The sequence below is a fragment of the Burkholderia contaminans genome (assembly GCF_029633825.1).
GTDB classification, from domain to species: Bacteria; Pseudomonadota; Gammaproteobacteria; order Burkholderiales; family Burkholderiaceae; genus Burkholderia; species Burkholderia contaminans.
In genome coordinates this window covers 2751970-2763998 of sequence record NZ_CP090640.1, presented here as the reverse complement: position 1 = coordinate 2763998, position 12029 = coordinate 2751970, and the positions used below count along the sequence as shown (strand labels likewise).

11 protein-coding genes are annotated in these 12029 nt (G+C 59.8%); 8 read left to right on the top strand and 3 right to left on the bottom strand.

Going from position 1 to position 12029, the window contains the following annotated elements; all coding sequences use genetic code 11:
• Positions 1–52: 52 nt before the first annotated feature.
• Together LXE91_RS12815 and LXE91_RS12810 are read right to left on the bottom strand one after the other, a co-directional pair.
• Complete coding sequence (locus LXE91_RS12815) at positions 53–532, bottom strand: copper chaperone PCu(A)C (RefSeq protein WP_003056114.1); 480 nt, start codon at positions 530–532, stop codon at positions 53–55.
• Between the two features lie 26 nt (positions 533–558).
• Positions 559–1050, bottom strand: a complete 492-nt coding sequence (locus tag LXE91_RS12810) for an SCO family protein (protein WP_076841736.1) — start codon at positions 1048–1050, stop codon at positions 559–561.
• A 160-nt stretch (positions 1051–1210) separates the two neighbouring features.
• Between LXE91_RS12810 and LXE91_RS12805 the strand changes: the two genes are divergently transcribed.
• The 8 genes from LXE91_RS12805 to LXE91_RS12770 all read left to right on the top strand — a co-directional run bounded on the left by LXE91_RS12805 (position 1211) and on the right by LXE91_RS12770 (position 10520).
• Complete coding sequence (locus LXE91_RS12805) at positions 1211–1819, top strand: TetR/AcrR family transcriptional regulator (RefSeq protein ID WP_003056110.1); 609 nt, start codon at positions 1211–1213, stop codon at positions 1817–1819.
• On the top strand, positions 1816–2967 hold the full coding sequence (locus tag LXE91_RS12800; RefSeq protein ID WP_003056109.1) for an efflux RND transporter periplasmic adaptor subunit: 1152 nt from the start codon (positions 1816–1818) through the stop codon (positions 2965–2967). Before LXE91_RS12805 ends, LXE91_RS12800 begins: the two co-directional genes overlap by 4 nt.
• A complete protein-coding gene (locus tag LXE91_RS12795) occupies positions 2964–4169 on the top strand; it encodes an ABC transporter permease (protein ID WP_003056108.1) in 1206 nt (401 codons plus the stop codon). The genes LXE91_RS12800 and LXE91_RS12795 overlap by 4 nt, the downstream gene beginning before the upstream one ends.
• 1 nt (position 4170) lies before the next feature.
• Entirely contained in the window at positions 4171–4881 is a 711-nt protein-coding gene (locus LXE91_RS12790; protein WP_003056107.1) for an ABC transporter ATP-binding protein, read from the top strand.
• A gap of 28 nt (positions 4882–4909) precedes the next feature.
• Positions 4910–5383, top strand: a complete 474-nt coding sequence (locus tag LXE91_RS12785; RefSeq protein ID WP_003056106.1) for a cytochrome c — start codon at positions 4910–4912, stop codon at positions 5381–5383.
• A complete protein-coding gene (locus tag LXE91_RS12780) occupies positions 5370–6857 on the top strand; it encodes an efflux transporter outer membrane subunit (protein ID WP_003056103.1) in 1488 nt (495 codons plus the stop codon). The genes LXE91_RS12785 and LXE91_RS12780 overlap by 14 nt, the downstream gene beginning before the upstream one ends.
• 130 nt (positions 6858–6987) lie before the next feature.
• Positions 6988–7545, top strand: a complete 558-nt coding sequence (locus LXE91_RS12775) for a recombinase family protein (RefSeq protein WP_001162010.1) — start codon at positions 6988–6990, stop codon at positions 7543–7545.
• 2 nt (positions 7546–7547) lie between these two features.
• On the top strand, positions 7548–10520 hold the full coding sequence (locus tag LXE91_RS12770; protein ID WP_003056098.1) for a Tn3 family transposase: 2973 nt from the start codon (positions 7548–7550) through the stop codon (positions 10518–10520).
• A gap of 571 nt (positions 10521–11091) precedes the next feature.
• Here the strand turns inward: LXE91_RS12770 and LXE91_RS12765 are convergent.
• A complete protein-coding gene (locus tag LXE91_RS12765; protein WP_012204553.1) occupies positions 11092–11952 on the bottom strand; it encodes a LysR substrate-binding domain-containing protein in 861 nt (286 codons plus the stop codon).
• Between the last annotated feature and the right edge of the window lie 77 nt (positions 11953–12029).

Here is a 12029-nt window from a genome sequence, read left to right as displayed (position 1 = left end):
GCAAGCGGTGGGGTGTGCTACAGGTGCGCCATTCACCCACCCGCCAAGTGCTTCAGTGCTTGTGGCCGCCCTGGGCATCGTGGCCAGCCGGCTGGGCGCTGGCGTTGAGCGCACGCACGGGAGCCTTCACTTCGACCGATTCGCGCTTGCCGTCCGGGCCCTCGATGACGAGGGTCAGAGGCACCGTGTCGCCTTCCTTCACCTGCTGCTTCAGGTCCATCAGCATCACGTGGTAGCCGCCGGGCTTGAGTTCCACGGTCTTGCCTGCGGGCAGCTCGACGGCCGGCACCTGGCGCATCTTCATCACGTTGTCCTGCATGGCCATCTCGTGGACCTCGACGGCGGGCGTAAGCGGCGAGCTGGCCGAGACCAGCTTGCTATTCTTGGTTGCCTTCAACTGCATGAAGGCGCCGGTGGCTTTCTGTTGCGGTACGGTGGCGCGCACCCAGGCATCTTTGACGGTGACTTGCGCCTGGGCGGTGGCCGCGAGCAGCGAGGCGGCGACGATGGCTGTGCGGATGACGAGTTTCATGGTGTTCTCCTTGAGGGGATAGAGGGTCAGGCAGGGTTCAAGAGCTTGCGGATGTCGTCCGCATAGTCTTGGGCGGGTTGCTCATGGCGCAGGGCCAAGCGCAGCTTTCCTAGCGGGTCGTAGACGTAGCTGAGCGATGTGTGGTCCATGGTGTAGGACGATCCCGTCGGCATTTTCTTGTAGTAGACCTTGAAGTCCTTGGCGATCTGTGCGGTGCGTTCCAGGTCGCCGTACAGACCGATAAAGCTGGGGTCGAATGCAGCCGTGTAGGCTTTGAGCACCTCGGGCGTGTCGCGCTCGGGATCGACCGTGACGAACAGTGTCTGGAAGCGCTCGCCGTCGGGGCCGAGAAGCCGCTTGACCTCGGCCGCCCGCGCCAGGGCCGTCGGGCAGACATCTGGGCACTGAGTGAAGCCGAAGAAGACCAGGATGGCCTTGCCTCGGAAGTCCGCCAGCGTGCGCTCATTGCCATCCGGGTCGGAGAGCCGGATGTCCGTGGCATAGGTTGCACCGGTCAGATCGACACCTTTGTACGTGGGGACGTCTCAGAAAACGGAAAATAAAGCACGTTAAGCCCATTGCAGACGCTAGATATTGACGAGTACGTCGGGTTTTCTCTTGTTTGAGTTGCCTCTTGTGGTAAGATAGTAATCAATTACTATCTTACAAGGAGTGCTCGTGGACACCCATCCAAGGCATCTGCCGGCCGATGAACGTCGTGCCGTAACTGTCGAGTCCGTCGTGGCGCTTGCCGGTTCACAAAACCCAAGCGAGATAACCACTGCAGCTATCGCTAAACACATGAACTTGACCCAGGGTGCGCTGTTTCGGCACTTCCCGAACAAGGAAGCCATTTGGCAGGCGGTCATGGAGTGGGTAGCAGAGCGCCTATTAGCCAGAATCGATCGATCCGCACAAGGAATCGAGTCGCCCTTGGCAGCCATGGAGGCGATGTTCATGAGTCATATCGAATTCGTAGCTGAGCACCCAGGCGTGCCAAGAATGATGTTTGGTGAGCTTCAGCGTGCCGAATCGACACCGGCCAAGCGCATGGTGCAAACCTTGATTCAGCGCTACGGCGAACGTTTGCATCGTCTCATCGAGAAAGGCAAGGCCAGCGGCGAGTTGTCTCCCTCGCTTGACAACGAGGCGGCGGCAACGCTGTTCATTGGCACGATCCAGGGCTTGGTCATGCAATCGCTGTTGGCGGGTGATGTGGGACGTATGCACCGCGATGCGCCGCGCGTCTTTGCAATTTATCGGCGTGGCATAAGGAGTGCGCAATGAAAAAGTTACCCTTGCAAGGCCGCACCCTGGCGCTGCTTGCCGTCATCATTCCTTTGCTGGTGCTTTTTATTTATGTCGGTCTGCGATCAGGGCCGCTCGCCCCGGTCGCGGTGACGGTGGCAAGCGTGGAATCACGGGCTATCACACCGGCGCTGTTCGGCATCGGCACGGTGGAGGCGCGCTACACCTACAAGATCGGGCCGACGTTTGCCGGGCGCGTCAAACGCCTGGAGGTGCATGTAGGCGACCAGGTCAAGGCCGGACAGGTGCTCGGCGAGATGGAGCCGGTCGACCTCGATGATCGGGTGCGCTCACAGGAGTCGGCATTCAAGCGTGCGGAAGCGGCTTTGCGCGAGGCAGAAGCCCGGCAAGCCTACGCGCAAACCCAGGCGCGCCGCTACGAGCAATTGTTTGCGGTGCGCTCGACCAGCGAGGAAATCGTCACCACCAAGCGGCAGGAACTGCAGATCGCCGATGCCGCCTTATCTGCCGCTCGGGAAGATATTGTCCGGGCACGCTCCGACCGCGAAGGACTCGTCGCGCAGCGGAGCAATCTGCGCCTGATCGCGCCGGTCGACGGTGTAGTCGCCGTGCGCGATGCCGATCCCGGCACGACCATCGTCGCGGGCCAGGCCGTGGTGGAAGTGATCGACCCCAAGAGTTTGTGGATCAATGCGCGCTTCGACCAGATCAGCGCATCGGGGCTGGCTGGGGGGTTGCCGACTCTTATCGTCCTGCGTTCGCGTGGTGGCCAGACCTTGAAAGGTCGCGTGCTGCGGGTGGAACCCAAGGCCGACGCGGTAACCGAGGAAACGCTTGCCAAGGTGACATTCGATAACAAACCAGAACCTTTGCCACCGGTGGGTGAACTGGCCGAAGTCACGGTTGACTTGCCGGCGCTCCCGGCCGCTCCACTGATCCCCAACGCTGCCGTCCAGCGTGAGGGCGACAAAGTTGGTGTCTGGCAAATCGTGGATGGTGATCTGCATTTCTCCCCGGTCAAGCTCGGCACTTCCGACCTCAATGGTTACGTGCAGGTGCGCGAAGGGCTCAAGAATGGGGACCAGGTTGTGACCTATAGCGAAAAGGCACTGACGGCGCGCAGCCGCATCCATGTGGTCGACCATATCCCAGGAGTGTCACGATGATCAGCCTGGCCGGCCGCGACATTCTCCATGCCTGGGGAAAATTCGTCTTCACCGGCATCGGTCTGGGTCTGCTGATCGGCGTCACCCTGGTCATGGCTGGGGTGTACCGAGGCATGGTGGACGACGGCAAGGCGTTGCTCGACAACAGTGGCGCTGACCTTTGGGTGGTGCAAAAGGATACTCTGGGTCCTTATGCGGAGTCGTCCAGCCTCAACGATGACGTGTATCGCGCCATTCTCGCCATGCCGGGAGTCTCACAGGCAGCGAACGTGACCTACCTGACCATGCAGGTACGCAAGGGCGAGAGTGATGTACGCACCATGGTGGTCGGCATCGCGCCCGGTGCGTTGGGGGCTACACCCGGATGGCCTCCTTATCTCGTCGCTGGACGCCAGATCACGCGCGGTCACTACGAGGCGGTGGCCGACATCGCCACCGGCTTCAAACTGGGAGATCGTCTTGCCATTCGCCGAAATCATTACACCGTCGTGGGGCTGACACGGCGCATGGTGTCGTCCAGCGGCGACCCGATGGTATTCATTCCGCTCAAGGATGCCCAAGAGGCTCAGTTCCTCAAGGACAACGACGCCATTTGGCAAAGCCGGCGTCGCACCGAAGCCAACCCGGCCTTCAATCGACCCGGTGTTACTGGTTTGCTGGATGCCGTGATTGCTTCACAGAGCACCAACGCGTTCGTCAATGCAGTGCTGGTCACTCTGAAACCTGGTCATGCGCCGGACGAGGTTGCCGAATCCATCCGGCGCTGGAAACGTTTGACGGTCTACACACGGGCACAGATGGAAGACATCCTCGTCGGCAAGTTGATCGCCACGTCGGCCAAGCAGATCGGCATGTTCTTGGTGATTCTGGCCATCGTTAGCGCGGCCATCGTTGCCTTCATCATCTATTCGCTGACGATGGACAAAATCCGCGAGATCGCGGTGTTGAAGCTCATCGGCACACGCAACCGAACCATCGCCGCGATGATCATGCAGCAGGCGCTCGCCCTGGGCGTGATTGGTTTCGTGGTCGGCAAGATCACAGCCACTTTCTCAGCGCCCCTGTTTCCCAAGTACGTACTGCTGATGCCGTTCGACTCCATCGCCGGTTTTTTCGCCGTGCTCGTGATCTGCGTTCTAGCCAGCATCGTCGCCATTCGCATGGCACTCAAGGTCGACCCGGCCGAAGCCATTGGAGGTTGAGATGAGTGGCAAAGGCATTCGCATCGAAGGTTTGAGAAAACGTTATGGCGAGGGCGATACCGCGGTCAATGCCTTGAAAGGCGTGGACATGCAGGTGGCACCCGGCGAGGTGGTGGGCCTGATTGGCCCTTCCGGGTCCGGCAAGAGCACGCTGCTCAAATGTCTGGGCGCGGTGATTGATCCGACCGCCGGTCGCATGACGCTGGGCGATGAAGTGATCTACGACGATGGCTGGAAAGTCCGCGACTTGCGCGCCTTGCGGCGCGACAAGATCGGTTTCGTTTTCCAGGCACCATACCTGATTCCGTTTCTCGATGTCACCGACAACGTGGCGCTACTGCCGATGCTCGCAGGCGTCGCGAATGGGGAGTCGCGCGCGAAGGCACTGGAACTGCTCACCGCGCTCGATGTGCAACACCGGGCTCGCGCCATGCCCTCGCAACTCTCCGGTGGCGAGCAGCAACGGGTCGCCATTGCGCGAGGTTTGGTCAATCGCCCTCCGGTGATCCTGGCTGATGAGCCCACAGCTCCACTAGACAGTGAGCGCGCCATGGCTGTAATCCGCATCCTCAATGACATGGCTCGGAAGTTCGAGACCGCCATCATCGTCGTCACCCATGACGAAAAGATCATCCCCACTTTCAAGCGCATCTACCACATCCGCGACGGTGTGACCCATGAGGAAGCTGGCGAAGGGCGGGAGTTCGAATGAGAGAACGATTGAATTACAGGAGAATTTCATGACCCACCGCAAACACAGCCACGCATTTGGAACTATCACCCTGACCGTTACGGCCTGCCTGCTTTTATGGGGTTTTCAGTTGCCAGCTTGGGCTGGTGACGCTACCCAGGTTGAGCCACTGGCGCTACGCAAGATCATGCAGGAACTCGGGCGCAACATGCAGGCTATTACCGGTGCGATTTCGCAGGAGGAATGGGTTCAGGTCGTTCAGCTCGCCCCAAAAGTTGCTGCACACCCCGAGCCACCGCTTACTGAAAAAATGCGCATCCTTGCTTACCTCGGCGCTGATGCGACCAAGTTCAGAAACTTTGACGCGCAGACTCACGAGGCGGCGCTGGCCATGAAGCTGGCTGCTGCGAGCAGCGACGGCAAGGCGGTGATCCAATCATTCGCCCACGTGCAGGAAAGCTGCTTGGGCTGCCACCAAGCTTTCCGTAAACCTTTCGTGGAGCATTTTTATGGAGCACGCTAAAACATGCCAGCGCCCCATCAGCCTCGAAAGACGGCTTGCGGCAACTTACCTGGTAGCTGGTCTGGTCACCGCCGGTCTGGCCGGTTGCGCCGCCGGCCCTGATTTTCAGCGTCCCACCGCACCCGATGTGGCTCGCTACACTGCAACACCGGTGGCTGATAGAACCGCGTCCGCTCCCACGCAGTTCGGCGAAACACAACGTCTAGTCGAAGGGCTTCCGATCGAAACGCAATGGTGGCAAAGCTTGGGTTCATCCACACTCGACGGACTGATCAACGAAGCTTTCCATGTCAGCCCGACGCTGGCGAGCATCAGCGCCAATTTGCGACAGGCGCAGGAGCTTCTTGCCGCACAGGCGGGCTCGACGCAATATCCACAGGTAGATGTCGCACTGGGATCTCAGCGCCAGCAAATGAGTCCCAGTAGCCAAGGGTTGAGCGGAGACGCACGTCAATTCAGCCTCTACAACGCCAGCGTTGGCGTGCATTACAACCTCGATCTGGCTGGCGGCAACCGGCGCGCACTCGAAGCCTTGGCTGCTCGCGCCGACTACCGTCGCTTCGAACTGAATGCTGCGCGCCTGGCCCTTGCCGGCAACATGGCAACCGCTGCCATTACCCGAGCACGCCTCGCCGCGCAACTAGAAGCCACTACTGCCATTTTGCGCGTGCAGGATGAGCAACTGCGCCTAGCCCATGAACGCGTGCGTATCGGTCAGGCCTCACCTGATGAAGCGTTGAGCCTACAAGCTCAGGCGGAGCAAACGCGGGCAGAACTGCCTGCGCTGCGTAAACAACTGCAACAAACCGAACATCTACTGGCGGTGCTAGCCGGTCGTGCCCCAGGCACGGGTGGCATCCCGGCCTTCACTCTGGCCGATTTCACTCTGCCCGTCGAGATGCCGCTCGTCGTGCCCTCAGAACTGGTGCGCCGCCGACCGGATATCCAGGCGTCAGAGGCGCTGTTGCATGCGGCCAATGCAGACTATGGTGTGGCTGTCGCCAAGCTCTACCCACAGATCAACCTGAGCGCCAACCTTGGCTCTCAAGCGCTGACCACCGGTACCCTGTTCGGTGGTGGCTCGGCAGTGTGGGGCCTGGTTGCGCAGCTCACCCAGCCTCTTTTTAATCCAGGGCTACCCGCTGAAAAAAGAGCGGCGCTCGCCGCTTTTGATGCCGCCGCAGCCAATTACCAGAGCGTCGTATTGGAGTCTTTGCGTAACGTCGCCGACACCCTGCGCGCGGTGGAAAGCGATGCACAAACTTTGACTGCCCTCGCTGCCGCTGATATGGCTGCACAGGCCTCCTTGCAGTCGGTCGAGCGGCAATACCGGCTGGGCGCGGCCAGCTACCTGCAACTGCTCATCGCGCAGCAACAGGCACAGTCAATCCGGATCAATATGGTTGCGGCCCAGGCACAACGCCTAGTCGATAGTGTTGCTTTATATCAGGCCCTGGGAGGTGGTGTCAGTTAAGGCTATGCCCTAACCTGATGTCAGATGTTGAGCACAAACAACGTCAGAGTAGAGTGTGAATTTATATTTATTGACACATTCAGTCAAGGGTAATAGATTTCATCCTGACATTTTTACCTTTGGAGGCATCTTGCAAGGTCAACGTATCGGCTACGTCCGCGTCAGCAGCTTCGACCAGAATCCTGATCGACAACTGGAACAAATAGAAGTCGGCAAGGTATTCACCGATAAGGCTTCAGGCAAGGACACACAACGTCCCGAACTTGAAAGGCTGCTGGCCTTCGTCCGCGAGGGCGACACCGTGGTGGTGCATAGCATGGACAGGTTGGCACGCAACCTTGATGACCTGCGCCGCATCGTCCAAGGGCTGACACAACGGGGCGTGCGCATGGAGTTCGTCAAAGAAGGGCTGACGTTCACCGGCGAGGACTCACCGATGGCCAATCTGATGCTGTCGGTCATGGGAGCCTTTGCTGAGTTCGAGCGCGCCCTGATCCGCGAACGTCAGCGCGAGGGAATCGTGCTGGCCAAGCAGCGCGGTGCCTACCGGGGACGAAAGAAATCGCTGAACAGCGAACAAATTGCCGAGTTGAAACGGCGAGTTGCGGCAGGCGACCAAAAAACCTTGGTGGCCCGTGACTTCGGCATCAGCCGCGAAACCTTGTACCAGTACCTGCGGGAAGACTGACCATGCCACGCCGCTCAATCCTGTCCGCCACCGAGCGCGAAAGTCTGCTGGCACTGCCAGATGCCAAAGACGAACTGATACGGCACTACACGTTCAACGAAACCGACCTGTCGGTGATCCGTCAGCGTCGCGGCGCCGCGAATCGATTGGGCTTCGCCGTGCAGCTTTGCTACTTGCGATTCCCTGGCATCTTCTTGGGCGTCGATGAACCTCCATTTCCGCCCCTGCTGCGCATGGTGGCCGCACAACTCAAGGTGCCGGTGGAAAGCTGGAACGATTACGGCCAGCGCGAGCAGACACGGCGGGAGCACTTGGTCGAGCTGCAAACGGTGTTTGGATTCAAGCCCTTCACCATGAGTCACTACCGGCAAGCCGTGCATACACTGACCGAACTGGCCTTGCAAACAGACAAAGGCATTGTGCTGGCCAGCACCCTTGTTGAAAACCTGCGGCGGCAGAGCATCATCCTACCCGCCATGAATGCCATCGAGCGCGCAAGCGCCGAGGCCATTACCCGTGCCAACCGGAGCATCCATGCGGCATTGGCCGATTCCTTGATACCTGTCCATCGCCAGCGCCTGGACGAACTGCTCAAGCGCAAGGATGGTAGCAAAATGACGTGGCTAGCGTGGCTGCGCCAATCGCCCGCCAAGCCGAACTCGCGCCACATGCTTGAACACATCGAACGCCTCAAAGCCTGGCAGGCGCTTGACCTACCTGCTGGCATCGAACGGCAGGTACACCAAAACCGCTTGCTCAAGATCGCCCGCGAGGGCGGCCAGATGACGCCCGCCGACCTGGCCAAGTTCGAGTCGCAGCGGCGTTACGCCACCTTGGTAGCACTGGCCATCGAGGGCATGGCCACCGTCACTGATGAAATCATCGACCTTCACGACCGCATCATCGGCAAGCTGTTCAATGCGGCCAAGAACAAGCATCAACAGCAGTTCCAGGCTTCCGGCAAGGCGATCAACGACAAGGTGCGGATGTATGGGCGCATCGGTCAGGCGCTGATTGAAGCCAAACAAAGCGGCGGCGATCCGTTCGCCGCCATCGAAGCGGTCATGCCGTGGGACACCTTCGCCGCCAACGTCACCGAGGCGCAAACGCTGGCGCGGCCTGCCGATTTTGATTTCCTGCACCATATCGGCGAGAGTTACGCCACGCTGCGCCGCTATGCGCCGCAGTTCCTGGACGTGCTCAAACTGCGCGCCGCGCCCACCGCCAAGGGTGTGCTCGATGCCATCGACGTGCTGCGCGGCATGAACAGCGACAGCGCGCGCAAGGTGCCCGCCGATGCGCCAACCGCATTCATCAAGCCGCGCTGGGCAAAGCTGGTTCTGACCGACGAGGGTATTGACCGGCGTTACTACGAGTTATGCGCCCTGTCGGAGCTGAAGAACGCACTGCGCTCTGGTGATGTTTGGGTGCAGGGTTCGCGCCAGTTCAAGGACTTCGACGAATACCTGGTGCCGATCGAGAAGTTCGCCACCCTGAAGCTGGCCAGCGAATTGCCACTGGCCGTGGCCACCGACTGCGACCAATATCTGCATGACCGACTGGAATTATTGGAGGCGCAACTCGCCACAGTCAACCGCATGGCGGCGACCAACGACTTACCGGATGCCATCATCACCACTGCATCGGGCCTGAAGATCACGCCGCTGGACGCAGCGGTGCCAGACGCCGCGCAAGCCTTGATTGACCAGTCGGCGATGTTGCTGCCGCACCTCAAGATCACCGAGTTGCTGATGGAGGTCGATGAATGGACGGGCTTCACGCGCCACTTCACACACCTGAAGACCGGCGACACGGCCAAGGACAAAACCTTGCTGATGACGACGATTCTGGCTGATGGTATCAATCTTGGGCTCACCAAGATGGCCGAGTCCTGCCCTGGCACCACCTACGCCAAGCTGTCTTGGCTGCAAGCCTGGCACGTTCGCGACGAAACCTATTCGACGGCGCTGGCCGAGCTGGTGAACGCACAGTTTCGACAACCCTTCGCCGGAAACTGGGGCGACGGCACCACGTCATCGTCGGACGGCCAGAACTTCCGAACCGGCAGCAAGGCAGAGAGCACCGGGCATATCAATCCGAAGTATGGAAGTAGCCCTGGGCGGACGTTCTATACCCATATCTCCGACCAATACGCGCCCTTCAGCGCCAAGGTGGTCAACGTCGGCTTGCGCGACTCGACCTATGTGCTCGATGGCCTGCTGTACCACGAGTCTGACTTGCGTATCGAGGAACACTACACCGACACGGCGGGCTTCACCGATCATGTGTTCGGCCTGATGCACTTTCTGGGATTCCGGTTCGCGCCGCGCATCCGCGACCTGGGCGACACCAAGCTGTTCATTCCCAAGGGCGATACTGCCTACGATGCACTCAAGCCGATGATTAGCAGCGACAGGCTGAACATCAAGGCTATTCGCGCTCATTGGGATGAAATCCTACGGCTGGCCACTTCGATCAAGCAGGGCACGGTGACGGCCTCGCTGATGCTGCGCAAGCTCGGCAGCTATCCGCGCCAAAACGGCTTGGCCGTCGCCCTGCGCGAGCTGGGGCGCATCGAGCGCACGCTGTTCATTCTGGATTGGCTGCAAAGCGTGGAGCTGCGCCGCCGCGTCCATGCGGGGCTGAATAAGGGCGAGGCGCGCAACGCGCTGGCCAGGGCGGTCTTCTTCTACCGATTGGGTGAAATCCGCGACCGCAGTTTTGAGCAGCAGCGCTACCGGGCCAGCGGCCTCAATCTGGTGACGGCGGCCATCGTGTTGTGGAACACGGTCTATCTGGAGCGTGCCACCAGTGCTTTGCGTGCCCACGGCAAGGCGCTGGACGACACGTTGCTGCAATATCTGTCCCCGCTGGGGTGGGAGCATATCAACCTGACCGGCGATTACCTATGGCGCAGCAGTGCCAAGGTCGGTGCGGGGAAGTTCAGGCCATTGCGACCGCTGCCACCGGCTTAGCGTGCTTTATTTTCCGTTTTCTGAGACGACCCCTCCATCAACGGTGGGACTTGGGCGTCGGAGAACCCGACCACTGAGACAGTGGCGAGGGCCCACCCTCGTGGGTTTGCGAGTTGCTGAATGGCACCGTCATAGGCCCCAAGCTTGGTGAAGGCAAGAGCCTTGGTGGAATCACGGCTGGACGTCCAGGCAGTACGCAAGCACTTGCTTGCAATCCACGCGGTATAGCCAGACGCGAACAGCTTTAGGCCAAATTGCCCGCCAGCAGGAATCTCATAGGCAACCGCGACTAGCACGGAGCTGGTAGTGACGACGATGGAGAAGCCAAGACTGGTGCCGAGCGTGTAGCCAAGCGCTCCCCTAACTCCGTACGTCGCTCCAAGATACAAGCTGTACAGGGAGCTTGTCGATGGTCCAACGGTATTGGCTACGACGAAGAGTAAGAGTGGATCCAACGGAGTCACTTCCCACAGGCGCAGCCATCTAGGCCTGTTTGACTGACAGCATGGCTGCTAACGATAGGCTTGGCATGAATGATCCACTCGGGCCCTGTCGCCAAGTTCGTGAATCTTTAGGCCAGGCCTCTTCTCACCTCTTTTGCCAAGTCGAAAATCGTTGCTATCAGCGGAGCGTTCTGTCGTTCGCGACGACAGATGAAGTCGACGTGGGTGGCCATTGCTGTATCCAGAATCTTCAGCTTCACAAGACGCGGATCTGGAACATAGGCTGTCTCGGCAACGACGCCTAGTCCTATTCCTTGTGCGACTGCCTCGCGGACAGCCTCCCGGCTTCCCATCTCCAGCGCAACCTGGATGTTGATATTGCGGGCAATTAGCTCGCTCTCGAAGACTCTTCTTGTCGTTGAACCTTCCTCACGTATGACGAAGCGCTGGCTCTGAAGGTCCTTGAGCACTATCTCACCGCACCGGGCTAGGGCGTGCTCTCGGTTCGCAAAGACCACCAGGCGCTGTGACCTGTATGGCATGCAATGGAGTTCGGGGTGCTCGGCGTGATTGAGGACCACGCCGACATCACCCTGGTAGTCGAGGAGCTTTTCCGTGATTGAGCGGGAGTCGCCTACACGGACAGAGACCTCGACCTGGGGATGGCGGCTCCCGAAGGCCTTCAGAACAGGGACTACGTTGTACGGGCCGATCGCGTGAATCACAAGACGCCCGACGAATCGGTTTTTGGCTGCTGCCAAAAGGGCGTGCGCATCTTCCTCGCCGCTGAATGCCCGCCGCGTGTAGTCCAGCAGAGTCCTGCCAAAGGTAGTCAGCTCAAGCCGGCGGCCTTGACGAAGAAAAAGCTCCACGCCGTACTCATTCTCCAGGCGCTGAATATGCGCTGAGATGGTGGGCTGCTGTAGATCAAGCAGCTTCGCAGCAGCAGTCATGCTTCCGGCCCTTGCCGTCGCATCAAAGGCTTTCAAAGCCGCAAGTAGCGTGAGTCCAGACTGGCGGGCGACAATTATCTTGAGCGGTCAGCGACAACTATCGTGAGCGGTTG

Coding starts and splice junctions, on each gene's coding strand:
- LXE91_RS12815 (WP_003056114.1), bottom strand. CDS start 532: ATGAAACTCGTCATCCGCACAGCCATCGTCGCCGCCTCGCTGCTCGCG.
- LXE91_RS12800 (WP_003056109.1), top strand. CDS start 1,816: ATGAAAAAGTTACCCTTGCAAGGCCGCACCCTGGCGCTGCTTGCCGTC.
- LXE91_RS12795 (WP_003056108.1), top strand. CDS start 2,964: ATGATCAGCCTGGCCGGCCGCGACATTCTCCATGCCTGGGGAAAATTC.
- LXE91_RS12790 (WP_003056107.1), top strand. CDS start 4,171: ATGAGTGGCAAAGGCATTCGCATCGAAGGTTTGAGAAAACGTTATGGC.
- LXE91_RS12785 (WP_003056106.1), top strand. CDS start 4,910: ATGACCCACCGCAAACACAGCCACGCATTTGGAACTATCACCCTGACC.
- LXE91_RS12780 (WP_003056103.1), top strand. CDS start 5,370: ATGGAGCACGCTAAAACATGCCAGCGCCCCATCAGCCTCGAAAGACGG.
- LXE91_RS12770 (WP_003056098.1), top strand. CDS start 7,548: ATGCCACGCCGCTCAATCCTGTCCGCCACCGAGCGCGAAAGTCTGCTG.